A 23,673-nucleotide genomic window follows, 5' to 3' on the forward strand; every position below is an offset into this window, starting at 1 on the left:
GAATCACTGCATGTATATGAATATTTGACCCTAACTCTAGAGGCTATCCGGAAAAGGTCTGACGTGCCCGCGGAATACTGATCACGGATAAGGACAACCCCCGCGCGCCAAGGAAAACCAGAAGGGCTATCCATAGCGCGTGATTGCCCCAGAGGTCGGAAAAGCTGTGTAATGTCAGAAGGTAGAGCCCGAGAGACAGCAGCATCATGTTGCGCATGTCTCTCGACCAGGTGGCTCCGATGAAGACCCCGTCCATCTGGAAGGCAAGCACACCGGCCAGTGGCGTGAGGGCCGCCCAGATCAGATAGTCACCCGCATGAAGGCGGACGTCCTCGGATGTGGTCATCGTGTCAATAAAGGCTGGTCCGAAAACCAGCATGACAGCTGTCAGGAAACCGGACAGGATAAAACCCCAGACCACAGTCAGCCACAAGGTCCGGTCATAGGCCGGACGCCAGCGGGCGCCCACGGCCCGTCCGACCAATTGCTCGGCAGCTGTTGCAAAGCCATCAAGGAAATATCCCGCAACGAAGAAGAAATTCATCAGGATGGCGTTGGCGGCCAGGACCACGTCGCCTGACTGCGCGCCTTGAGCTGTGAAATAGGCAAAGGCAAAGACCAGGCAGAAGGAGCGGATCATGATGTCCCGGTTGAGCCCGAACATGGCTTTGAACCGGGAGGCATCAAAGAGCCGTGCTCGACTGGGCCACTGACCGCTGTGAGACGTTGCGCGGGCCTGAGCCAGGATGAGGCCCACCCCGGCAAAGGCTGTCACCAGCTCAGCGGTAAAGGTTGCCCAGGCCGCCCCTGCGACCCCCCAGTCATAGACGAGGACCAGCAGGAGGCTGAGACCGATATTCAGACCATTCAGCATTGTTTGCAGCAAAAGACCTGTTCCGGCGCGCCCCAGTCCCAGCACCCAGCCAAGAATTGCAAAGTTCAGAAAGGTAAAGGGGGCGGCCAGAATGCGGATGAGAAAATAGGTTTCTGTTGCCTGTGCCACCTCCGGACTGGGCTCCATGAAAGCCAGCCCAAGCTGGAGAAAAGGCTCACGCAATGCCAGCAGCAGAAGACCCAGAATGACAGCCGTCATGCAAAACCGCAGCAGAACAGCGCCGATCTCCACATCATCCTGCGCGCCATAGGCCTGTGCTGTCAGTCCGGTGGAACCGGACCGCAGGAAATTGAAGCTGGAAAACAGCAGGTCAAACAGAATGGCTCCGACGGCTATCCCGCCGAGCAGGGCCGGGTCTCCCAGCTGGCCGATGACAAATGTATCGGTAATGCCCACAATCGGCGTCGACAGATAGGCAATGGTCATCGGAACGGCAATCTTGAGAACAAGACCGAGCGAGACGTCAAACGCCTTAGACTGATCTGCGGAGACCTGTGACATGTATGATTCGACCAGACAGGAACAAAGCAGGAATTTAGAACTGTTCTATTGTCCTGTCTTCTGTTTTGTTTGAGAGCCAACAGTCAAGGTCCAGAAATCAACGGATTTTCATGCTGCCTATTGTCCATAATCCGGCCTATCACGCTGATCTGCCCCAGGGGCATCGTTTTCCTATCCTGAAATTTCGCAGGCTGGCCGAGGTGCTGGTTGATGATGGTTTAGTGAGCGGGAGCGGCTTTCACGTGCCTGACCCGGCCCCGGCGGACTGGCTGAAGCTGGCGCATGAACCGGGCTATGTGGATCAGGCCCTCGCACTTGATATTCCGCCTGCCGTGATGCGTGAAATCGGCTTTCCGCTCCATGACGACGTGATCATGCGGGCCCGTTGCGCGACAGGGGGAACGGTTCTGGCGGCAGAACTGGCTTTGCAGCATGGTCTGGCCTGCAACACGGCTGGCGGCAGCCATCATGCGCGCTATCGGCATGGGGCCGGGTTTTGTACGTTCAATGATGTGGCTGTGGCCATTCGTGTGTTGCAGACCCGGGGGCAGATCCGGACTGCCATGGTGGTGGATTGTGATGTTCATCAGGGAGACGGAACTGCGGATATTTTTGCAGGAGATCAGAGCGTAACAACTCTGTCTCTTCATGCGGAGAGGAATTATCCGGTCAGGAAGAAAACCTCGACCAGGGATATCGCTCTGCCTGATGGAACAGAAGACCGGGATTATCTGGCCGCTCTGACCGAGGCTTTGCCGCGTCTGCTGGATCAGAGACGGCCCGATATCATCTTCTACAATGCAGGTGTTGATCCGCATGCGGACGATATGCTCGGGCGATTGGCGCTGACAGATGTGGGGCTTGAGGCCCGAGACCGGTTTGTGATTGAAACCGTCCGCGATCGTAATTTGCCTTTTGTTGGCGTTATCGGTGGTGGTTACCTGAAGGATGAAGACGCTCTGGCCCGTCGTCATGCCATTCTGCATCATGTCGCCGCCTGCTTCTGCTGACGGGCTTTAAAGTGGACGCGATCTAGCGTCGCCGACCAAGCCCCATCATCCGGCTGAGCGTGCCATCCTTTCGAATCCACTGGTGCTTGATGGCGGCAAGGCTGTGCAGCAGGATCAGCACCAGCAGCATATTACTGGCCAGTTCATGGACAGCGCTGCCCCAATTGGCCAGATGGCGTTTGCCATCCACATAGGCAGGCACCGTGAACAGACCGGCAATGTCTGTGCTGTATCCCACCCCGGAGGCATAAGCGAGGCCTGACAGGATCATGACCAGAATGAGCAGCAATTGTCCGCGGTGCACCAGCTTTCTGGCCAGAGCCTCAGGTCGTGAAAGCGGGGAGAGCGACGGCGGGAAGGGTCGATAGCACCTGAGCAGAAACCGCACCAGCAGAAGAAACAGGATTGCGATACCAATCTGCCGATGCCAGTGAACCAGCTCAAAGGTCAGGCCATCATCGGGCAGGGTCTCGATGATCAGACCGTAAGCCAGCATGAACAGCGTCGCCAGGGCAATCAGCCAGTGGAGCAGAAGGTCTGCAGGTGGCAGGCGGTCGAAAGTGTGCCGGGAAGGCATGACAGCAGGATCAGTCGCGACGCCCGAACCGGGTGATCCGCATGATCAGCCAGATCGGCACCACAATGATTGCCCCAAGCAGGAAATACTGGACAGCCCATTCGATTGCCTCAAAGCCCATCTCGTAGATGCGCTTGAAGAAATCCACCACCCAGTCGAAAATATCCAGAGGGTGAATGTCGATGGCACTGAGGATGAACCCGACCATCAGGGAGAGGAGGATCAGCCGGACCAGAACGGCACCGGGGCTGCCGCCAAGAAAGCGATTGAGCGTGTTGGAGCTCATGATGTGATCCTCTGGACTTCTGACAAATATCTCTGGTGACCAAGATAGGTCGTTTCATGTCGAATTTCTACATATCTCACCACAATTGGGGCGATAGCATGTGTACAAAGCCGGAGATGAACCACTATGCATATCAATCCTGAAAGTTCCCCGCCGGAACTGCTCGCCCTTGATCGGGAAATCGCGCCGCTTGGTATGGTCAGGTTGGGCGCATTCTGCCCGGGTCCCGATGAAAACGCTGTGCCGGGCCAGGATGCGCAGCCGGGCACGATTGTGCTGGTTGGCAATGCCGGTTCGGCTATCTGGCAGCCGTTCAATGAAAGCCGGGTTCTGTCTGACAAGGATGCGATGAACCATTGGACTGAAGCGGTTCTGAAGCCGATTGCAGGCCGTCTTGGCTGTGATCTGGTTTTTCCGTTCGGCGGTCCGCCCTGGTATCCGTTTGTAAGCTGGGCAGATCGGTGCACAAGTATCGTGAAATCTCCGCTGGGTATGGGATTACATCGACAGTATGGCCTGTTTCATGCCCATCGCGGGGCCTTCCTGTTCAGCCAGCGTCTGCCGCTCCCCGCAGAGGATGCTGCAAATCCGTGTGATGATTGTACTGAAAAGCCGTGTTTGTCTGTCTGTCCTGTTTCAGCCTTTGATGGACAGTCTTACGCTTATGACGCCTGCAAGACCCATCTGCGCAGTGGCGATGTTCCATGCTGGTCAGGCTGCCTGGCCCGCAAGGCATGCCCTGTGGGACGGGACTATCATTATGACCCCGACCATGCCGCCTATCACATGACCGCTTTTGTGAGACCGGACATTGAGTGACGCATTTGGTATTCCAATAAACGAATATTTACGTAGAATTACAGGTAGGGATGTGGCGGATCTGTTTGCAAGATCCTTCCTGTAAATCTGGGAGAGGCAATTATGCTCAAGGAATTCAAGGAGTTTGCTGTCAAAGGCAACATGATCGACATGGCGGTGGGGATCGTCATTGGTGCTGCTTTCAGTGGCATTATTTCATCGCTTGTTGATGATGTGATCATGCCGCCTATCGGTCTGATGCTGGGCAACGTGGATTTCAGCGAACTTTTTGTCATTCTGAAGGAAGGGGCAACTGCAGGGCCGTACGCCACCATTGAACTGGCCAAGGAAGCCGGTGCAGTGACCTGGAATCTTGGCCTCTTTATCAATGCCATCATCAAGTTCCTGATCGTGGCTTTTGCGCTGTTCATTGTGGTGAAAGGTGTCAACCGCATGAAACGTGAGCAGGAAGAGGCTCCGGCTGCGCCTGCAGCGCCACCCAAGAGCGAAGTTCTGCTTGAGGAAATTCGAGACCTTCTGAAGAAGTAGACCGCCTACTCATCGGGAAGCAGGGCTGTCAGACTGTCAAGACGGTCCGCTTCATGAGGAGGCTTGTCCCATCTCAGGCGTGAAATACGCGGGAACCGCATGGCCACACCGGACTTGTGGCGACTGGAGCGATTGAGACCTTCAAAGGCAATTTCAAGCACCAGCCCTGTGTCTTCTGTATGGGTGACTTCCCGCACAGGTCCGAACCGGTTGATGGTATTGCGCCGAACGAAACGATCGAGCTCTTTCAGTTCTTCATCGGTAAAGCCGAAGTAAGCCTTGCCCACGGGCACAAGCTCGTGTTCGTCACTGCCCGCGCGCCAGACGCCGAACGTAAAGTCCGAATAGAAGCTTGACCGCTTGCCATGCCCGCGCTGGGCATACATCAGCACTGCATCAATGATATGCGGATCGTTTTTCCACTTGTACCAGTATCCTTTAGGCCGTCCGGGGAGATAGGGACTGTCAGCCCGTTTGATCATCAGGCCTTCGACTGCGTCTGCGTCAATTCCCGCGCCATGTGTTGCCGGTTCGGCACGGGCCAGGCCCAGCGCATCCCAGTTCTCGAAGGCCACAAGAGATGAGAGATGGATACGAGGCTCGGAAAGACCGTCGACCAGCGCCTCCAGGCGACTGCGCCTATCGGTGAACATCTGCTCACGCACATCGACACCATCAACAGCGAGAAGATCGTAGGCGCGGAGAAAGGCGGGACTTTCCGCCATCAGTTTCTTCGACACGGTCTTGCGGTTCAGGCGCTGTTGCAGAACGTTGAAGGGCTGAACTCGGCCATCGCGAAGGATCAGCAATTCACCATCCAGCGCTCCATCAAAGGTGAACGTATCGACCAGATCTGGAAAGCTTCCGGAAATATCATCGCCGGTCCGTGAAAACAGCCGCCTGACAGTCTGACCGTCCTTATCCCGGCCACTGACGGCCTGCACGCGGATGCCGTCCCACTTCCACTCTGCCACATAATCTGATGGATCCATGGATGGAAAGGCCTCGGGATCAAGCGGGTGCGCCAGCATGGCCGGGCGAAATGGAGCCGGGTTGGTGTTCTCGGGCCGGTCACCCTGGCCTTCAGCCCAGGCGAAAAGGCTTTCATAAGGCGGGAGAAGGCCGTGCCAGACTTCCTCAATGTCGTTCGGTGCAAGGGTGCCCAGTTCTGCGACGGCTGTCTTGGCCAGGCGGGCTGACACACCGACCCTGAGCCCGCCCATGATCAGTTTCAGAAGTGCCCAGCGTCCCGTTTCGTCCAACTGATCAAGCCAATGCGAGATAAGGCCGGGTGCCTCGGATTTCCCCGCCTGTTGCAGATCAGAGACAATGTGGATGAGAGCTGGTGGAGTGTCCGGAGTGTTAGGGGTTGCAGGCCAGAGAAGTGCCGTGGTTTCGGCCAGGTCACCCACAAAATCATAGGACAGCCTGAACAGGGTTTCGTCCACCCGCTCCATAATAAGTGTCCGGACCAGGGCCGGTTTTGCAGTCTTGAATGTGAGGCTGCCAGTCAGGGCGGCAAGCGCTATACCACGATCCGGATCGGGCGTGGTGCGGAAGTAATCTGTCATCAGTCGCAGTTTTCCATTGCGACGAGGCTCGTAGGACAGGCGATCAAGAAGGTCGGCAAAGGCCTTCATGCTGCCGGCTCCTCATCACCATAACCAATCAGCCGCAAGGGCTTGGCATCAAGGCCTTCACCTCGGCACCAATGAACCAGAGCGTCCTCCTGTCCATGCGTCACCCAGATTTCGGATGCTCCTGTATCCCTGATTGTCCGACAGAGATCTGTCCAGTCCGCATGATCCGAGACAATCAGTGGAAGCTCCGCACCGTTCTGGCGTGCTCTGGCGCGGACCCGCATCCAGCCTGAAGCGCAGGCCTTGATCGTGTCGCCGAACTTGCGTGACCAGATATCATTCAATGCACCGGGCGGGCAGAGCACAAGCTTGCCTGTCAGGCTCTTGGGGTCATGATCCGCGACCGGTGAGAGCTGCCCAAAATCAAAACCGAAGGATTGATAGAGCGCGAACAATGCCTCACAGGCCCCGTGCAGATAGATAATATCGTCGAACCCGGCCTCTCGAATAAGCGCAACAAGTCTCTGCGCCTTGCCGAGTGTATAGGCGCCGAGCATGTGCGTTTTGTCTGGAAACAGCTGCATGGAGGATAGCAGCTTCCTGATTTCATCATGTACGGGTGGGTGACGAAAGACCGGCAGAGCAAAGGTCGCTTCAGTAATGAAGATGTCGCACGGGACCACTTCAAAAGGCAGGCAGGTGGGATCAGCTGAGCGTTTGTAGTCACCTGAGATGACAATCCTCTGCCCGCTCTTCTCAAGTCTGATCTGGGCGGACCCAAGCACGTGTCCTGCCGGATGAAAGGATACACCCACATCCCCGATACGCAGTGGGTCATTGTAGATGACCGTCTGGCGAGTGGCGCAGAAGTCTTCGCCATAGCGGGTGGCCATGATCTGCAGCGTTTCTTCCGTGGCCAGCACTGTGTCATGTCCGGCACGGGCATGGTCCGCATGGCCATGGGTGATGAGTGCGCGCGGGACCGGGCGCATCGGATCAATATGAAAATCACCACCCGGGCAATAAAGCCCGGCCTCTGTCTGCGTCAGCACGGAAACGCCTTTGTTCTGAATGACGAATCCCCCCTATAGTCAGATGAACGCGCAAGGAAACGCAAGATGGATACGAGAGAGGCATGCCTGCCGGATCGGTTTCAGGCCTGGTTTGACAGCCGGGGCTGGCAGCCGCGACGCCATCAGCTTGACCTGTTGGAGAAAGCACAGTCCGGGCAATCCACTCTTCTCATTGCGCCCACAGGCGCCGGTAAAACGCTCGCCGGATTTCTACCGAGCCTCACGGAGCTGGCAGCAGAGACGGATGTGCGGCGTGGCGTCCATACGCTTTACATCTCCCCGCTCAAGGCGCTGGCGGTTGATATTGCCCGTAATCTGGAAGACCCGGTGCGGGATATGGCGCTGGACATACGGATGGAAACCCGCACTGGTGATACCAGCCAGCACAAGAGGCAACGGCAGAAGCTGAACCCGCCGGATATCATGCTGACCACACCGGAACAGGTGGCCTTGCTGATCGCATCTGACTATGCCGAAGCCCTGTTTTCTGATCTGCGTATGGTGGTGCTGGATGAACTCCACGCGCTTGTGACATCAAAACGTGGAGAACTGCTGGCCCTGGGACTGGCACGATTGAGAACGCTCTCCCCGGATCTTCGGATGATTGGCCTGTCGGCAACGGTGGCAGAACCAGACGAACTGCGTGCCTGGCTGGTGCCTCAGAGACCGGGCGAGGAGAGGAATCTCTCCGGGCTGGTCGAGGTTACCGGAGGGGCGCAGCCTCAGATTACAGTCCTCGAAAGTGATGAACGGATACCATGGTCCGGTCATTCGGCCCGATATGCTCTGTCTGATGTCTATGACGCGATCAGGCAGCATCAGATGACGCTGGTTTTCGTCAATACCCGCAGTCAGGCTGAGATGCTGTTTCAGGAGTTCTGGCGGATCAATGAAGACCTCCTGCCCATTGCACTGCATCACGGGTCCCTTGATGCAGGCCAGCGCCGCAAGGTGGAAGCGGCTATGGCTGCGGGGCAGTTGAAAGCTGTTGTCTGCACATCAACGCTGGACCTCGGGATTGACTGGGGGGATGTGGATCTGGTGGTTCATGTGGGCGCGCCAAAAGGGGCAAGCCGTCTCGCTCAGCGCATTGGGCGGGCCAATCACCGGATGAACGAGCCTTCAGAAGCCCTGCTCGTGCCCTCAAACCGTTTTGAGGTTCTGGAATGCCGGGCTGCGCTTGATGCCAACTATCTGGGTGCTCAGGATACCCCGCCAGTCCGGCCCGGGGGGCTGGATGTCTTGGCCCAGCATGTGCTGGGTTCAGCCTGCGCCGGGCCATTTGACGCGCAAAAGCTCTACGATGAAATCACCAGTGCAGCACCCTATTCCGGCCTTGAATGGGAGGTGTTTGAAGAGGTTGTAGGGTTTGTCGCAACCGGCGGCTATGCTCTTAGGACCTATGACCGTTTTGCCAGGATCAAACGTCGTCGGGATGGCCTCTGGCGTATTGCACATCCGCGCGTTGCCCAGCAGTACCGGTTGAATATCGGTACGATCATCGAGGAGCCGATGATCCGGATCAGGCTCACCTCGCGACGCAAGAACGGGTCTCTCGGCAGGGGCGGGCGCGTTCTGGGGGAGGTGGAAGAAGTTTTCATTGAATCCATGGTTTCGGGTGACACCTTCGTGTTTGGTGGGCAGGTGGTCCGGTTCGAGGCTATGCGGGAGAACGAGGTTCTGGTCACCAAAGCTCACGGCAATGACCCGAAGGTTCCGGCCTATGCTGGTGGCAAGTTCCCGCTCTCAACGTATCTCGCCGACCGGGTGCGGGCCATGCTGGTGGATGAGGAGAGCTGGTCCCGGTTGCCGGAGCAGGTGCGCGACTGGCTGTCTCTGCAGAAGGAAACCTCCTGTCTGCCGGGCAGAGAAGGTCTTCTGGTCGAAACCTTCCCGAGAGCGGACAAGCATTACATGCTGCTCTATCCGTTTGAGGGACGCCTGGCCCATCAGACCCTCGGTATGCTGCTGACCCGCAGGCTTGAGCGAGCCGGGCAGCGTCCGCTTGGATTTGTTGCTACCGATTACGCTCTTGCGATCTGGGGACTTAAGGATCTCGGGCGGGGGATCCGACAGGATATGCTGTCGCTGGATGACTTGTTTGATGCGGACATGCTCGGCGATGATCTGCAGGTCTGGCTTGAGGAAAGTGCTCTGCTGAAGCGGACTTTCCGCAATTGCGCGATTATTTCAGGGCTGATTGAGCGTCGGTTTCCGGGGCAGGAAAAATCCGGACGGCAGGTGACCATGTCATCCGATCTCATCTACAACGTTTTGCGGGATCATGAACCGGATCATATCCTGTTGCGGGCCACCTGGCAGGATGCGGCGGGTGGCTTGCTCGATATTGCCCGGTTGAGTGCCATGCTGTCCCGGATTAAAGGGCGGATTGTGCATAAGGATCTTGAACGCATTTCGCCATTGGCGGTGCCGGTTATGCTGGAAATCGGACGAGAACCCATTTACGGCGCGGCTCAGGATGATCTGATTGCCGAGGCTGCCGGTATCCTGTTGGATGAAGCTGGAATAGAGGGACGTGCCCCATGACATCTGCGGCTCTGGCAGGCGACAAGACAGAGATGCTGTTCTGTGGCGAGACATTTATCCTGCTGCCGGAGGGTGCATTGTACTGGCCGGCGCAAGAGACGCTGGTCGTTGCTGACATGCATTTCGAGAAAGGCTCGAGCTATGCCCGGCGAGGGGTCTTTCTGCCGCCCTATGATACGCGTGCCACTCTTGCAGTTCTCGGTCAGCTGATTGAAGCCTGTCGTCCGAAGCGGCTTGTGGCTCTTGGCGACAGTTTTCACGACAGAACAGCGGCAGAGCGCCTGTCAGACGATGATCGCAACAAGATTGTTACGCTGGTCTCCCGGTGTGATGAATGGGTCTGGGTGACAGGCAATCATGATCCGGATACACCGCAGGAACTGGGCGGCATCGGATGCGCGGTTTATCGTCTGAAGAATCTCACCTTGCGGCATGAGCCGACAGGACAACCGGGCGAACTTGCCGGTCATCTCCATCCGGCGGCAAAAATCCGCAGGCGCGGGCGTTCAGTCCGAAGGCCCTGTTTCATCTCAGACGGGCGCAGTCTTATCCTCCCGGCTATGGGGGCTCTGACAGGCGGGCTTGATATTGGTGACAAGGCCTTTGATGCGGTCTTGCAGCCTGGCAAACGCTCAGTCTGGATGCTGGGAAGCCGGGGTGTTTATCAGGTCCAGGGCAATGAATCTTGACTCTAAGGGGTTGTTTTTGCGCGAGCTTTTATCTGAAAAGCCTATCAACTTTTCAGAAGCACGCTGTAGAATCAGTTGCGGCGGAAGACGACACTGCCGACCCAGCCCGTGAAAATGGCGATAAGTACGGATGCAATTCCGTAATAGAGCGCATAATCGCGTGAGGCTTCATAGGTCCAGGCTTCAAACCCTGTTTTGTCGATGGTCAGAAGCTCTTCCTTCCGGTCGAGCAGCACACCGCCGCGGAAAAGGAAGATCTTGACCCGGTACGGGCCGGTCTTGACGTTACCCGGCAGGAAGAAATCTGTCTTGAAGATCGTGTCGTTGAGGAACTCGATCTTGCCTTCGACCTGCTTGTAAAGCCCGTCTTTTTCTCTGAGGCGACTGACAGCTTCCTTGTGGTCCAGAGTCGGGTCCTGATCTGCATCAGGGATAACAAATGTATCCCCCACATCTTCGATCAGAACCCGGTTTGTAAGACCGATCTGATGACGGGCCAGGGTTCTGTCCGTGGCGATATCGCTCAGTGGGCGGCTCGAATGGATGGACAGGAAGGACGGAACACCGGCAAAGGTGTGGGACTCCCTGTTGATCCACAGGCCTACCACGCGTTCTTTCTTGCGGCTGACGATGGTCTCACGCGGGCCTTCAACCATGGCTACGATGTCATAGGGGTCGGCACGGGCAACAGTCTGTGCATCCCGCTCGATCGCCCCGAAGATGACGATATCGGTGCCGGTGAACTGTGAGTGGATCTTCACCTCAAGCGAGGACAGGGTGGCAATCAGGCTTTCAGAAGCGGTAGGTGACACCATCAACAGCGACAGAAGCAGGGAAAGAAGCAGTCGATGCATGATCAGCCTCCCCCGAACTGTCCGATGGAGTAAAGCTCGCCCGGTTTTGTGATCAGGTCCACAGCAAACCGGACCCCGACGCCAAGCACGATCAATGCCAGAAGCGCGCGCAATTGTTCGCCGCGCATTTTCTGCCCCATGGATGCACCGAACTGGGCACCGATCACGCCACCGACCATCAGGAGAACGCCCAGAACCACGTCCACAGTCTGGTTGGTCACAGCGTGGAGAACGGCTGCAACCGCCATGGTGACGATAATCTGGTAAAGTGAGGTGCCTATGACCACGCTTGTTGGCACCCGCAGCAGATAGATCAGCGCAGGCACCAGCATAAAGCCACCGCCAATCCCGAGAAGGGAGCCGAGAAAGCCGATTGATCCGCCAATCAGGACAACCGGGATAACGCTCACATAGAGTTTGGAGCGCTTGAACCGCATCTTGAAAGGTAGACCGTGGATCCAGTTGTGCTGTCCCGGTTTTTTCAGGGCAACATCTTCCCCCCTATGCCGGTTCAGGATGGCTTTCACTGATTCCACCATCATCAGGCTGCCGATAGCACCGAGAAAGGTCACGTAGGACAGGGAAATAATGAGATCCAGCTGACCGGCAGAGCGCAGCAGGCTGAACACCCAGACGCCGAGACTTGAACCGGCGATACCGGCAGTCAGCAGAACTGTGCCGAGCTTCACATCCACAAGTCCGCGACGGAAGTAATTGATCGTTCCAGAGGTGGAGGATGCGATAATCTGTGTTGTCACCGTGGCAACGGCAACCGAGGTCGGGATGCCTGTAAAAATCAGCATCGGTGTCAGAAGAAAGCCACCGCCGACGCCAAACATGCCGGAGATAAAACCGATAGACGCACCCATGCCCAGGATCAGGAAAATGTGAACAGGAATCTCGGCAATCGGCAGATACAGTTCCACGACAAATCCGGCAGGTTTGGTGCGGTCAGGGCATCAAGGGTGCTTGCACAAGCCAAAAAAGCACGCCAAAGGCCCTATCTCGTTGTTTAAACGCATATTCTATACTGTTAAGCGCCTTTTTTCGATGTCTGTCAATGGACCATAGGCCAGTTCGGCCTATGGTCCCAGCACTTGTCCAAAGGTGGCACCACGCGTGGCGATAGGGAGCTCGCTGACGTCCGGTATGATACCTGGCAATCCCGGCACTACTGAGCGTGCGCTGTCAGGGCGGTCATCAGTTGCTGATCAACCTGGCCCGTTACCTGCATACCGCTTGCGCGCTGGAATGAAGAGATCGCTTCCCGTGTCTTCGGTCCCATGACGCCATCGGCCGGTCCGGCCTCATAACCGAGCTTGCCCAACAGGGACTGTGCCTGGCTGATCTGGCCGACCCGGTCCAGCGCAGGGCTGTTGGTGATCTGGCTGATCGCGCTCGGCAGGGCATCCGCCCAGCCATCTTCCGGCTGCAATACCACATTGGCCAGGTCCGGAGCCTTCCGGGCTTTCCAGATGGCAATCCGGCTTTCCACTTCACGCAATTCCTCAGGTGTCATGGTTGCTGCAACCTTGTCACGTTTGGATGCGGAATCCCTGTCACCCTGCTGAGCCGCAAGAGCAAACCACTGATAGGACATGGATGGATTACGTTTCACCCCAAGGCCCTTGAAGTGCAGAATGCCGAGATTGTACTGGCTGTCGCGGACGCCGTGTTCAGCGGCCATGGTGAACCAGTGAACGGCCTGTTTGAAATCAGGCTTGCCGCGTGCATTTCCGGCATAGAGAACTGCGAGATTGTGCATGGCCTTGGTGTTGCCGAGATCAGCAGCGCTTGTGTACCAGCGGATGGCCTGTTCAACACTGCGGTCGACACCTTCACCCTTTTCATAAAGGCTGCCAAGGCGGTATTGCGCCGGCGCAAGGCCGCTCCGTGCCGCATGCTCATACCAGGTCGCGGCCTGCTTCAGGTCGCGGACAACACCCTCGCCGTGGGTAAAGCGTGCAGCCACCTCAAACTGGGCAATCGGATCACCACTGGCTGCGGCCAGGCGCAGGCGTTCAGAGCCGATTTCAATCGGTGGCATGGGCACAGTTGGACCCGCTGCATTGGTATCAAGACGTGACAGCTCGGTGCCAGAAGCCTGTGTGGCATCGGGAAGGGCATCATCTGCGTCCGTATAGTCAAATGTGTCGTCCACAGGCGAATAGGTAATGTCCTTGGGTGGAGATTGCTCTGGCAGAATGCTGGCCAGGTCCTGATGGCCAGTGACCGCAGACCGGTTGATTGAACCGGTGACTTCAGGCTCCGGAGTATGCAGCTGCTCTGCAGGCGTGGCAGGCGCTTCAACAACAGGCGGCGTCGGGTTGAGCAGGCCACCAGGCTTGAGCTGGCCCATGGTCAGCGTGCCGACACCGAGAACGATCGTAGCGATGGCCAGGATGAGAATGCGCTTGCGTGAACGGGCTGCTTTCTCTGCCTCTTCATCGGTGAGGCCTGAGCCGGTCTCTTCGTCATTCACAGAGCTGAGGCGAGCACGCAGAGCATCAGCACCGGCTGTACGGACTGAGCGCTTCAGCTTGGCATCGCGGTCTGTTTCAGTGGCTGCCTGCGCTGCGCGGCGGGCAGCAGCAATGAAGTCGCTGCGTGGCTGCTCGCCACCGGCAGCCGCTGCATCGCCCTCGGCTGGCATGGCCTTGTCGGAATTATCTAGCCGCCCGAAATCAGGGCGCTGGCCCGGTGCCAGAAGTGCGTCCCCTTCAAGGCTGTCCTGTTCAGTCGTGTGCTGATCCAGATCATCAGAGATGGCCTGGGACAGAACATCGTCAAGATTTGGCTCCGCCGCGTTGATCGGGCCATGATCCATGTCCCAGTTCCGGTCGTCGCCTTTGGCCGCGCTGCCCATTGGCGCAAGCGGCGCTTCATCCTGATCAAGCAGAGCATCCAGATCCGATGGCGGAGAAACCGGAGGTGTCTCCAGGGCCTGGCTGGGAGCAGGCATAGCCGGAGCCTGTGCCTGTACTGGTGCCTGTACTGGAGCTGGTGCCGGAGCGGTTTCCAGCGCATCCATGCGGGTTGCAAGACGCTCCAGCGCCAGATGCATCTGCTCCAGGGCTTTATGGGTGTTCTGATCAGGCTTTGCTTCACGCTGAAGAAGCGCCTGCATATCCTGCTGGAGCTGGCTGAGCAAAGCGTCGTTTGACGGCTGTGACGGACCGGCAGCCAGAGCATTTGTCACCGTGTCACGGATGGTATCGAGCAATCCGTCCTGTTGTGCAGGCTCCTGACTGCTCATGGCGGTGATCAGGTCTGCCAGATCGTTAACGCGTTCATCCAGCTGCTGGATAGAGGCCTGATCAAGCCCGTTTCCGGCGGCCTGGTCGACCTTGCTGCTGAGATCGCGAATTTCACGCGCCAGCACGGACATGTCATCACCGGCTCCTGCATTCTGCAGATGCTGGGTCAGGGCGCCAATCTGGTTATCGAGGTCAGCAAAGCTGTTGGGATCAGGTGCTTTTGCAAAAGCCTGTTCAACCCGTTCGATGAGGTCATCCAGCGGGGCGGCTGGTCCATGGGGCTTCTTGGCCAGAATGCCAATTTCTGAAGCAAGACCATCAAGGCGCTGCTCTACCTTCTCAAGAGCGCTTTCGAGCCTGTTGCTGTCTGTCAGGTTCTGAACCGCATCCACTTCTGCGGCAATCCGGTCCAGCTGCTCCGCAATGGCACCAAGGCTCTGATTGTCTGATGCATCGGCCAAGTGGTCGGCCAGAACGTCCATCTGCTGCTCGAGCTTGTCGAAACGCTCATCCATGCTGCCGCGAGACATCATCTGGGTCAGCGTCACCAGTTCGGATTGAAGCGCATCCAGAACATCTGTGCGACCACCAGCAGACTCAATATCTCTGATCCGCTCGATAACCGTATCAAGACGCCATTCGAGCTGGTCAAAGCGATCTGTGTTGCCAATCTGGGCAAGAGCATTCTCGACTGCGGCAAACCGGTCGATCATCATTTCGACGGGGCGTGTTGCAGACTGAATCTGGTTGGAAATCGTTCGTCCCAGCATTTCCAACCGCTGTTCGAGCGCCGACAGTTCCGGCTCCTGATCGAGGCGGGTGCGAATAACGTCAAGCTGGTCCTGAACCGAGCGGAGATCATCGCGTCGTGGCATATCAGCAAGCTGCAGACGCAGTTCCCCGACTTCACCGGCAAGACGCTCACTGAACGGATCCGGCTGCTTGGGGGATTGCAGCAGTTCGCCAATCTGACCCGCAAGGCTGTTGAAGTGACGTGTGATGGTCTGGTCAAACTCATGCTGCGACAGGGCGATATTGCTCTGTTTGCGCTGGTCATCGGAAATCCGCTGCAGGGTTTTCTTGAGATCGACCGGACGAGCTGTCCGGGCCGGGCTCTGAACAGGAGGCTGAGCTGGTGCCTGAACTGGGGCCTGAGGAGCAAGGTCCGGTGACAGGCGAACCTGAGGTCTGGGGTGTGGCGCTGCCTGGGGCTGCTGCATGTGTGGTGCTTCAGCATGCTGGTGAGACATGCTCTCAACCTTGCGTGCGAGCGATCCCAGCTTGATCCGCAAGCGTTCGGCTCTGTTCTGGTCGGGCCCTGGAGGGGTTGGATTTGTGCGAGGTGCTGTGCGGTAGGGCGTGCCTTCGATATCCGCGCGGGCGGCATCATCACCGTAATGGGGGGCATTCCGCTCCGGGTAAGCTGGCCGGGCACGTGTTGTTCCCATCCGGTCCGCAAGAGTCTCAATGTCAGAAACGAGCTGATCTATAGAAACGCTTTCAGAATGCTTTTGCCGCATGTCTTCGGCCTCGCGTGATATAACATTATCAAAATCCGAAGTGGCAGGTTGGCGAAGAAACACGGCGTGGGGAACGCTGAATGAATCACCAGAATCATGCCCACCTCGGCAAAATTCGTCACGCAAACATTTTGCGATTAGGGTAAACATAGAGTTAAGATTTCTTAAAATGACACGGTTGAGCAGTGTGGTTTTGCGTGCTGGCTGTCGGCAGAAAACCGTCTCTTGTGTCCCGATGTCATATCCCGGCTTTCGCCTGTAAGAATTGGTTCTGGACAGTTTACGTTTACGTAATGTAAGATTTACGGAAGGCCTCGTATGGGGCGTATCCGTAAATTCATCTGTGTGGCCCGAAGGGGGAGACCATGAACAAGACCGTGCTTGATGGGACTGTAGAACTTGAGCAGGGCAGTGAACGTGAAAACCCGAACCGGCTGTTTTCCATCGGTGATCTGTCAAAAGAGTTTGATGTTACGCTGCGGACTCTGCGGTTTTATGAGGATAAAGGCCTCCTCAACCCGCGTCGTGACGGCATGACCCGGCTTTATACCCGCCGTGATCGCGCGCGTCTGAAGCTGGTCCTGATGGGGAAGCGTGTTGGCTTTTCGCTGACCGAGATCCGCAAGATGCTGGACCTGTATGATTTGCGTGACGGCCAGGTAACCCAGTTGAGAGTTTCTCTTGAGCGCTTCCGCGAGCAAATCGACGTGCTGCAGAAGCAGAAAGACGACATTGAGGAAGCTATCCAGGATCTGGAAAGAACCTGTGATGTTGTGGCAGGCATGCTGAAAGAGCGCGAAAAAGCGGGGGAATCCTGACATCTTACTGATGTCTGAATTGTCGGATAATCAAGAAACGCAAGCAAAGCATTGAAACGGGCAGGCAAGGGATCTATATTGAGTTTACGTTTACGCAAACGTAAGGTGTTGGGAGGATGATATGCCGACTTATAAAGCTCCAGTTGATGATACGCTTTTCATTCTGAATGATGTTCTGAATCTCGGACAGCATGCGCACCTTGAGGGCTTTGCGGAAGCGAGTCCGGATCTTGTTGAAGCCATCCTCTCCGAAGGCGCGCGTTTTGCGGAAGGGGTTCTTCAGCCTCTCAATACGACAGGTGACGAAGAAGGCTGCAGCCGGGCTGACGATGGCGCGGTGACAGCCCCTGCGGGCTTCAAGGATGCGTACGATACCTATCGTGAAGGCGGCTGGATGGGACTGGATGTCTCGACCGACCATGGTGGTCAGGGCCTCCCGTCTTTTCTCAATACTGCGCTTAGCGAATTTGTCTCCTCTGCCAATATGGCATGGGCCATGTATCCCGGTCTGACAAAGGGGGCGATTGCGGCTCTTGACCATCACGCCTCAGATGAACTCAAGGCGAAATATCTGCCGTCCATGGTCGCTGGCGACTGGACCGGCACCATGAACCTGACTGAGCCCCATTGCGGGACGGATCTTGGCCTGATCAAGACCAAGGCCCAGCCTAATGGCGATGACTCCTATGCGATTTCCGGCACCAAAATTTTCATCTCAGCCGGTGATCACGACTTGTCAGACAATATCATCCATCTGGTCCTGGCGCGGATTGAAGGCGCTCCTGAAGGTGTTCAGGGTATCTCGCTGTTTGTTGTTCCGAAATTCCTTGTCGGAGACGACGGTGTGCCCGGTGAGCGCAACGGGGTTGGATGTGGCGCTCTTGAAAAGAAGATGGGTATTCATGGCAACGCCACCTGTGTGATGAATTATGATGGCGCCACCGGCTGGCTGGTCGGTGAAGAGAACAAGGGTCTCCGGGCCATGTTCACCATGATGAATGAGGCCCGCCTGGGCGTTGGCGTCCAGGGGTTGAGCCAGTCAGAAGTCGCTTATCAGAATGCCGTTGTCTATGCCAAGGAGAGGCTGCAGGGCCGCGCTCTCACCGGTGCAAAGGAAGAAGACAAGGCAGCAGATCCGATTATTGTCCATCCGGATGTGCGGCGGACACTGATGACAATCAAGGCCTGGAATGAAGGCGGTCGGGCGCTGGTCATGTGGACTGCTTTGCATGGCGACCTGTCCCGCTTGTCGAATGATGAGGCCGAACGTCAGGCATCGGACGATTATATGGGCCTGCTGACACCGGTGGTGAAAGGTGTTCTGACCGATGTGGGTTTCGACAATGCCGTCAATGCCCAGCAGATGTTTGGCGGTCACGGCTATATCCGCGAATGGGGTATGGAGCAGTTCGTCCGTGATGCCCGTATTGCAATGATCTATGAGGGTGCCAATGGCATTCAGGCTCTGGATCTTGTGGGTCGCAAGCTACCCCGCGACGGCGGCCGTGCCATCATGGCTTTCTTTAAGGAAGTCGGTGAATTCATCGAGGCCAATGGGGCTGACGAGACGTTGGCACCCTTTATCGGAGGTCTGAAAGCCGGTGCGGAAGATCTTCAGAAAGCCACCATGTGGTTTATGCAGAACGCTATGGCCAAGCCGGACAATGCGGGTGCCGGGTCTGTCGACTATATGCATCTCTTTGGTCTGGTTGCCGTCGGATATATGTGGGCGCGCATGGCAAAGGCCGCTCAGGAAAAACTTGCCGCGGGTGAAGGCAATTCCGATGTGTGGAAGACCAAGCTGGTGACCGGCCGTTTCTTCATGGAGCGGATGATGCCCGAGACCCGTCTGCGTCTAAAGCGGATCTCGACCGGGTCCGATACCATGATGGAGCTTGACGCGGAGCTGTTCTGATCACTGGGCGGGAGGCTGTCATGTCTGTTCTCGACATTCCAAGACCGGACTGGAAAACAGAAGATGTTGTGCTTCTGGAAGAGGCTGCGACGCGCTTTTTTGAAGCGGAGATTGTACCGTTTCATGACCAGTGGATTGCCAATTCGGAAGTGGACAGGCAGGCCTGGAACAGGACAGGCGAAGCCGGGTTCCTGTGTCCGAGTGTCCCTGAAGCCTATGGCGGTTCCGGCGGGTCTTTCGCCCATGATGCTGTCATAGATGATGTGCTCGGAAAACTTGGCTGTGATCATTTCGGGATCGCACTGCATTCAGGCATTGTCGCGCCCTATATCGTCAAATATGGCACGGAAGAGCAGAAGCAGCGCTGGTTGCCCCGGATGGTATCAGGTGAGCTCGTCGGAGCCATTGCAATGACAGAACCCGGTGCCGGGTCTGATCTTCAGGGTGTGCGGACAACGGCCGTCAGGGATGGCAATGGCTATCGTGTCAACGGTCAGAAAACCTTTATCACCAATGGTCAGCAGGCCGATCTGATCATTGTTGTGGCAAAGACAGACCCGGGGGAAGGTGCCAAAGGCACATCTCTTGTGGTGGTTGAGGCAGCAGAGGCGGACGGGTTCCGGCGCGGGCGCAATCTCGACAAGATCGGCCTGAAAGGCAATGACACATCTGAGCTGTTCTTTGATGATGTCTGGATTCCGGCAGAGAACCTCATCGGTCTTGATGAGGGACAGGGCTTTGCTCAGTTGATGAATGAATTGCCGCAGGAACGTCTGATCGTCGCCATACAGGCTATCGCCATGGTCGAAAGGGCGCTGTCTGTGACCCTTGACTATGTGAAGGAACGCAAGGCCTTCGGCAAAAGGGTGATCGATTTCCAGAACACCCAGTTCAAGCTGGCAGAGCTGAAAAGCGAAGCCACGATAGGCCGGGTGTTTGTGGACCATTGTATTGCCCGGCACGTGGCCGGAGAGCTGGATACGACCACTGCGTCCATGGCCAAATACTGGCTGACGGATCTGCAGTGCAAGGTGGTCGATGAATGCCTGCAGCTTCACGGCGGCTACGGCTATATGAGCGAATACCCGATTGCCCGGATGTATCAGGATGCCCGGGTGCAGAAGATCTATGCAGGTACAAACGAAATTATGAAAGTTCTGATTTCCCGCAGTCTCTGACGGGACAGGCGGCCTTGGAGGAAGGGACGACTTATGACAGACGCATTCATTTATGACTCGGTGAGAACGCCGAGAGGACGCGGCAAGGCAGACGGTGCATTGCACGAAGTGCCCGCCGTTGAACTGTCAGCCGGAACCTTGCGCGCCATTCGCGACCGCAACGGCCTGGATACGGGCCTTGTGGATGATGTTATCCTTGGTTGTGTCGACCCGGTGGGGGAAGCGGGCGGTGATATCGCCCGTGCTGCGGTCTTTGCTGCTGATTACGACACGTCGGTTCCTGGTATGCAGATCAACCGCTTCTGTGCGTCGGGCCTTGATGCTGTCAACACAGGCACGGCTCAGGTGATGGCCGGGCAGCATGATCTGGTGATTGCAGGTGGTGTGGAGAGCATGAGCCGGGTGGGTATGGGCGCGTCCGGCGGGGCGTGGTTCATGGACCCGGGCGTCAATGTTCCCTCCTATTTCATGCCCCAGGGTGTTTCTGCTGATCTGATCGCCAGCAAATACGGTTTCTCCCGCGATGATGCGGATTCCTACGCGGTAGAGAGCCAGCGTCGGGCTGCCAGGTCCTGGGAAGAAAACCGCTTTGAACGGTCTGTTGTGCCGGTGAAGGACATTAATGGCATCACCATTCTGGACCGTGATGAGCATATGCGGCCCGGGACTGATATGCAGTCTCTCGGCAGCCTTCAGCCATCGTTTGCGATCATTGGCGAAATGGGCGGCTTCAATGCGGTGGCCACAGCACGTCATCCGGAAATCGAGGTGCTCAATCATGTGCATCACGCGGGGAACTCATCCGGCATTGTGGATGGTGCAGCTGCGGTGCTGATTGGCAATGAAGATGCCGGAAAGGCCGCTGCCCTGACACCGCGTGCCCGTATCCGGTCCTTCGTCAATACAGGTTCTGAACCGGCCCTGATGCTGACAGGCCCTGTGGATGTGACGGAAAAGCTTCTGAAACGCACCGGTATGGAGCTTGGCGATATTGATCTGTTTGAGATCAATGAGGCGTTTGCGTCTGTCGTACTGCGCTATCAGCAGGCCTTTGATCTTGATCCTGAAACGGTCAACGTCAATGGCGGTGCGATTGCCATGGGGCACCCGCTGGGGGCAACGGGAGCCATGATCCTCGGAACCGTTCTTGATGAGCTGGAGCGACGGGATCTGAACACGGCCCTTGTGACCCTGTGCATCGGTGCAGGCATGGGGACCGCAACAATCATTGAACGCGTTTGAGCCGGGAGGACAGATCATGAGCTACAAGAATTTCACGCTCGATATTGATACAGACGGCCTGGCGCTGGTGACCTGGGACATGCCGGACAAATCCATGAACGTGATTGACCTTTCGGTCATGGATGAGCTGGAAGCCATTGTTGAGAAAGTGGCCGGTGATGAGGCTATCAAGGGCGCAGTTGTCACCTCTGGCAAGGATGCTTTTTCCGGTGGTGCCGACCTCAAGATGCTGGAAGGCCTGCTGGGCCAGTTCGAAGCCGAAAAGCGCGAGCTGGGTCACGAAGAGGCGGCCCGCCACCTGTTCGAAGGTTCACGCCGCCTGACGCTCATCTTCCGCAAGCTGGAAACCTCGAAGAAGCCGTGGGTCGCCGCCCTGAACGGAACGGCCATGGGCGGGGCGTTTGAGCTGGCTCTTGCCTGCCATGCAAGGATTGCAGCAGACAAGTCTTCCACCAAGGTGGGCCTGCCGGAGATCAAGGTTGGCCTTTTCCCCGGCGCTGGCGGAACCACTCGTATCCTCCGCATGATGGATACCCAGAACGGCATGCAGATGCTGCTGCAGGGCAAGACCCTGGATCTGAAAAAGGCCAAGGGCTTCAAACTGGTTGATGTCGTGGTTCCTGCAGACGACCTGATCGGTGAGGCAAAAGCTCTGTTGAAAGCAGGCGTTGATCCGGTCAAGCCGTGGGACAAGAAAGGCTACCGTCTGCCGTCCGGTCGGGTCTATTCACCTGCAGGATTTCAGCTCTGGCCAGCAGCCGGGGCTATCTATCGCCGTGAGACCCACGACAATTACCCGGCGGCCCGCGCTCTTCTGCGTGCGGCCTATGAAGGCCTGCTACTGGAGATGGATGATGCCCTGAAGGTTGAGTCCCGTTATTTCGCTCATGTGCTGCAGACCAAGGAAGCGGCATCCATGATCCGCTCGCTGTTTGTCTCCATGCAGGACCTCAATAAACTGGCCCGCCGCCCGAAAGATGTGGCAAAGACAGCGCTCACCAAAGTGGGCGTTCTGGGTGCCGGTTTCATGGGCGCCGGTGTGGCCTATGTCTCAGCGCGTGCTGGACTTGAGGTGGTTCTGATTGACCGGGAGCAGGAGGCTGCGGACAAGGGCAAGGCTTATGCCGATGAGGTCATGAGCAAATATATAGCCCGTGGACGTGGTTCCGAGGAAGAAAAGCAGGTGGTGCTGGGTCGCATCACGGCGACCACTGACTATCAGGCACTGGAAGGCTGCGATCTGGTTATCGAGGCTGTCTTTGAAGACAGGGATGTAAAGGCTGGTGTCACCAAAGAGGCAGAAGCCGTACTGGGTGAAAATGCCGTCTTTGCATCCAATACGTCCACGTTGCCGATTACCTCACTCGCTCAGAATTCGGTGCGGCCAGAGCGGTTCATCGGCATTCACTTCTTTTCACCGGTCGACAAGATGATGCTGGTCGAAGTTATCATGGGCAAGGAAACCGGTGATGAAGCCTTGGCTACGGCTCTTGATTATTGCCGCATCATCAAGAAGACGCCGATTGTGGTGAATGACAGCCGCGGATTCTACGTCAATCGTCCGGTGACAGCCTATGTGCGGGAAGCGCATCTGATGCTGATGGAAGGAGTTCCTGCACCCATGATTGACAATCTGGCCCGTCAGGCGGGGATGCCGGTCGGCCCTCTGGCTCTCAATGATGAGGTCGCGCTGGATCTGGCCCGGAAAATTCTTCAGGCAACCAAGAAGGACCTTGGCGAAGCCGCTGTTGATCCACGACAGGAGAAGCTGCTTGAGGAAATGGTGGTTCGTCAGGAACGCCTTGGACGCAAGAACAGCAAGGGCTTCTATGACTATCAGGGCAAGAACAAACGCCTCTGGCCCGGTCTTGCCGACCTGCAGGAGACCAGACTGGATGCTGACAGCATCGATCATGACGAGATCAAGGACCGCTTCCTTGTCATGATGGCGCTTGAAGCGGCCAGGTGCTTCGAAGAGGGTGTGCTCACGGATATCCGTGAGGCTGATGTGGGGTCGATCCTCGGCTTCGGGTTCGCGCCCTATTCCGGCGGCACGCTCTCCTATATCGATAATATGGGACTTGCCGAGTTTGTGGCCCGCGCTGAAGAATTGGCGGAGCGCTATGGCGACCGGTTTACACCACCGGCTCTCGTGAAAGAAATGGCCGCAAATGGTGAGACATTCTATGGCCGCTTCTCACCTGATGAGAGTGCGGAAGCAGCGTAGGGTCAAGATCAAACCTTCACCCGGAACGCGGTTGCCCCCGTTCCGGGTGATGCCTTTTTGCGATCAGATGCGGACGCCTGATCGGTTTGATTGTTCTTAAGGCTCTGTCATTGGCAGAAACTGGCCGATTTCAGAACGAAACCCTTGCTTTTTTGCG

General features: G+C 56.9%; 18 protein-coding genes. 10 read left to right on the forward strand and 8 right to left on the reverse strand.

The window, feature by feature from the left end:
• Positions 1 to 43 precede the first annotated feature (43 nt).
• Positions 44 to 1,396 carry an MATE family efflux transporter gene (locus RA157_RS09165; RefSeq protein WP_350332814.1) on the reverse strand — a complete coding sequence of 451 codons (1,353 nt, stop codon included), beginning with the start codon at positions 1,394 to 1,396 and terminating at the stop codon, positions 44 to 46.
• Between the two features lie 110 nt (positions 1,397 to 1,506).
• Between RA157_RS09165 and RA157_RS09170 the strand changes: the two genes are divergently transcribed.
• On the forward strand, positions 1,507 to 2,406 hold the full coding sequence (locus RA157_RS09170; protein ID WP_350332815.1) for a histone deacetylase family protein: 900 nt from the start codon (positions 1,507 to 1,509) through the stop codon (positions 2,404 to 2,406).
• A gap of 22 nt (positions 2,407 to 2,428) precedes the next feature.
• Here the strand turns inward: RA157_RS09170 and RA157_RS09175 are convergent, their stop codons facing one another.
• Both RA157_RS09175 and RA157_RS09180 read right to left on the reverse strand, forming a co-directional pair.
• A complete protein-coding gene (locus RA157_RS09175; RefSeq protein WP_350332816.1) occupies positions 2,429 to 2,983 on the reverse strand; it encodes a cytochrome b in 555 nt (184 codons plus the stop codon).
• 10 nt (positions 2,984 to 2,993) lie between these two features.
• Positions 2,994 to 3,269, reverse strand: coding sequence for a DUF6460 domain-containing protein (locus RA157_RS09180; protein ID WP_350332817.1), 276 nt, complete (start codon positions 3,267 to 3,269; stop codon positions 2,994 to 2,996).
• A gap of 126 nt (positions 3,270 to 3,395) precedes the next feature.
• Here RA157_RS09180 and RA157_RS09185 point away from each other — a divergent pair, with 126 nt between their 5' ends.
• Positions 3,396 to 4,088 carry a hypothetical protein gene (locus RA157_RS09185; protein ID WP_350332818.1) on the forward strand — a complete coding sequence of 231 codons (693 nt, stop codon included), beginning with the start codon at positions 3,396 to 3,398 and terminating at the stop codon, positions 4,086 to 4,088.
• Positions 4,089 to 4,190: 102 nt separating this feature from the next.
• Complete coding sequence (mscL, locus tag RA157_RS09190) at positions 4,191 to 4,616, forward strand: large-conductance mechanosensitive channel protein MscL (RefSeq protein WP_350332819.1); 426 nt, start codon at positions 4,191 to 4,193, stop codon at positions 4,614 to 4,616.
• Between the two features lie 5 nt (positions 4,617 to 4,621).
• Here the strand turns inward: mscL and RA157_RS09195 are convergent, their stop codons facing one another.
• The gene (locus RA157_RS09195) at positions 4,622 to 6,256 is read right to left on the reverse strand and encodes a cisplatin damage response ATP-dependent DNA ligase (protein WP_350332820.1); all 1,635 of its coding nucleotides are present in this window, start codon (positions 6,254 to 6,256) and stop codon (positions 4,622 to 4,624) included.
• Positions 6,253 to 7,269, reverse strand: coding sequence for a ligase-associated DNA damage response exonuclease (locus RA157_RS09200; protein WP_434058497.1), 1,017 nt, complete (start codon positions 7,267 to 7,269; stop codon positions 6,253 to 6,255). Before RA157_RS09200 ends, RA157_RS09195 begins: the two co-directional genes overlap by 4 nt.
• A 45-nt stretch (positions 7,270 to 7,314) precedes the next feature.
• Here RA157_RS09200 and RA157_RS09205 point away from each other — a divergent pair, with 45 nt between their 5' ends.
• Together RA157_RS09205 and pdeM are read left to right on the forward strand one after the other, a co-directional pair.
• Positions 7,315 to 9,816, forward strand: a complete 2,502-nt coding sequence (locus tag RA157_RS09205) for a ligase-associated DNA damage response DEXH box helicase (protein ID WP_350332822.1) — start codon at positions 7,315 to 7,317, stop codon at positions 9,814 to 9,816.
• The gene (gene pdeM / locus RA157_RS09210) at positions 9,813 to 10,505 is read left to right on the forward strand and encodes a ligase-associated DNA damage response endonuclease PdeM (RefSeq protein WP_350332823.1); all 693 of its coding nucleotides are present in this window, start codon (positions 9,813 to 9,815) and stop codon (positions 10,503 to 10,505) included. Before RA157_RS09205 ends, pdeM begins: the two co-directional genes overlap by 4 nt.
• A gap of 71 nt (positions 10,506 to 10,576) precedes the next feature.
• Here pdeM and RA157_RS09215 read toward each other — a convergent pair whose 3' ends face one another.
• From RA157_RS09215 to RA157_RS09225, 3 genes are all read right to left on the reverse strand, one after another.
• Positions 10,577 to 11,359, reverse strand: coding sequence for a TIGR02186 family protein (locus tag RA157_RS09215; RefSeq protein ID WP_350332824.1), 783 nt, complete (start codon positions 11,357 to 11,359; stop codon positions 10,577 to 10,579).
• Between the two features lie 2 nt (positions 11,360 to 11,361).
• Positions 11,362 to 12,285 (reverse strand): sulfite exporter TauE/SafE family protein, encoded by a 924-nt coding sequence (locus RA157_RS09220; protein ID WP_350332825.1) that lies wholly within the window; start codon positions 12,283 to 12,285, stop codon positions 11,362 to 11,364.
• A gap of 245 nt (positions 12,286 to 12,530) precedes the next feature.
• The gene (locus RA157_RS09225; RefSeq protein ID WP_350332826.1) at positions 12,531 to 16,136 is read right to left on the reverse strand and encodes a peptidoglycan-binding protein; all 3,606 of its coding nucleotides are present in this window, start codon (positions 16,134 to 16,136) and stop codon (positions 12,531 to 12,533) included.
• 365 nt (positions 16,137 to 16,501) lie between these two features.
• Between RA157_RS09225 and RA157_RS09230 the strand changes: the two genes are divergently transcribed.
• The 5 genes from RA157_RS09230 (at position 16,502) to RA157_RS09250 (ending at position 23,516) form a co-directional block, all read left to right on the forward strand.
• Positions 16,502 to 16,954 (forward strand): MerR family transcriptional regulator, encoded by a 453-nt coding sequence (locus tag RA157_RS09230; RefSeq protein WP_350332827.1) that lies wholly within the window; start codon positions 16,502 to 16,504, stop codon positions 16,952 to 16,954.
• Positions 16,955 to 17,075: 121 nt separating this feature from the next.
• The gene (locus RA157_RS09235; RefSeq protein WP_350332828.1) at positions 17,076 to 18,869 is read left to right on the forward strand and encodes an acyl-CoA dehydrogenase C-terminal domain-containing protein; all 1,794 of its coding nucleotides are present in this window, start codon (positions 17,076 to 17,078) and stop codon (positions 18,867 to 18,869) included.
• Between the two features lie 20 nt (positions 18,870 to 18,889).
• Positions 18,890 to 20,047: an acyl-CoA dehydrogenase family protein gene (locus tag RA157_RS09240; protein ID WP_350332829.1), complete on the forward strand. Its 1,158-nt coding sequence runs from the start codon at positions 18,890 to 18,892 to the stop codon at positions 20,045 to 20,047.
• Between the two features lie 33 nt (positions 20,048 to 20,080).
• Entirely contained in the window at positions 20,081 to 21,289 is a 1,209-nt protein-coding gene (locus RA157_RS09245) for an acetyl-CoA C-acetyltransferase (RefSeq protein WP_350332830.1), read from the forward strand.
• A 16-nt stretch (positions 21,290 to 21,305) separates the two neighbouring features.
• Positions 21,306 to 23,516, forward strand: a complete 2,211-nt coding sequence (locus RA157_RS09250) for a 3-hydroxyacyl-CoA dehydrogenase NAD-binding domain-containing protein (protein ID WP_350332831.1) — start codon at positions 21,306 to 21,308, stop codon at positions 23,514 to 23,516.
• The last annotated feature ends 157 nt before the right edge of the window (positions 23,517 to 23,673 follow it).

It is taken from the genome of Coralliovum pocilloporae, assembly GCF_030845175.1.
Taxonomy (GTDB): domain Bacteria; phylum Pseudomonadota; class Alphaproteobacteria; order Rhizobiales; family Cohaesibacteraceae; genus Coralliovum; species Coralliovum pocilloporae.

Bases quoted from the DNA above. Each gene is read 5' to 3' on its own strand.
- pdeM (WP_350332823.1), top strand. From the start codon at position 9,813: ATGACATCTGCGGCTCTGGCAGGCGACAAGACAGAGATGCTGTTCTGT.
- RA157_RS09175 (WP_350332816.1), bottom strand. From the start codon at position 2,983: ATGCCTTCCCGGCACACTTTCGACCGCCTGCCACCTGCAGACCTTCTG.
- RA157_RS09205 (WP_350332822.1), top strand. From the start codon at position 7,315: ATGGATACGAGAGAGGCATGCCTGCCGGATCGGTTTCAGGCCTGGTTT.
- RA157_RS09185 (WP_350332818.1), top strand. From the start codon at position 3,396: ATGCATATCAATCCTGAAAGTTCCCCGCCGGAACTGCTCGCCCTTGAT.
- RA157_RS09170 (WP_350332815.1), top strand. From the start codon at position 1,507: ATGCTGCCTATTGTCCATAATCCGGCCTATCACGCTGATCTGCCCCAG.
- RA157_RS09165 (WP_350332814.1), bottom strand. From the start codon at position 1,396: ATGTCACAGGTCTCCGCAGATCAGTCTAAGGCGTTTGACGTCTCGCTC.
- RA157_RS09195 (WP_350332820.1), bottom strand. From the start codon at position 6,256: ATGAAGGCCTTTGCCGACCTTCTTGATCGCCTGTCCTACGAGCCTCGT.
- RA157_RS09250 (WP_350332831.1), top strand. From the start codon at position 21,306: ATGAGCTACAAGAATTTCACGCTCGATATTGATACAGACGGCCTGGCG.
- RA157_RS09235 (WP_350332828.1), top strand. From the start codon at position 17,076: ATGCCGACTTATAAAGCTCCAGTTGATGATACGCTTTTCATTCTGAAT.
- RA157_RS09225 (WP_350332826.1), bottom strand. From the start codon at position 16,136: ATGCGGCAAAAGCATTCTGAAAGCGTTTCTATAGATCAGCTCGTTTCT.
- RA157_RS09230 (WP_350332827.1), top strand. From the start codon at position 16,502: ATGAACAAGACCGTGCTTGATGGGACTGTAGAACTTGAGCAGGGCAGT.
- RA157_RS09240 (WP_350332829.1), top strand. From the start codon at position 18,890: ATGTCTGTTCTCGACATTCCAAGACCGGACTGGAAAACAGAAGATGTT.
- RA157_RS09245 (WP_350332830.1), top strand. From the start codon at position 20,081: ATGACAGACGCATTCATTTATGACTCGGTGAGAACGCCGAGAGGACGC.
- mscL (WP_350332819.1), top strand. From the start codon at position 4,191: ATGCTCAAGGAATTCAAGGAGTTTGCTGTCAAAGGCAACATGATCGAC.
- RA157_RS09180 (WP_350332817.1), bottom strand. From the start codon at position 3,269: ATGAGCTCCAACACGCTCAATCGCTTTCTTGGCGGCAGCCCCGGTGCC.
- RA157_RS09215 (WP_350332824.1), bottom strand. From the start codon at position 11,359: ATGCATCGACTGCTTCTTTCCCTGCTTCTGTCGCTGTTGATGGTGTCA.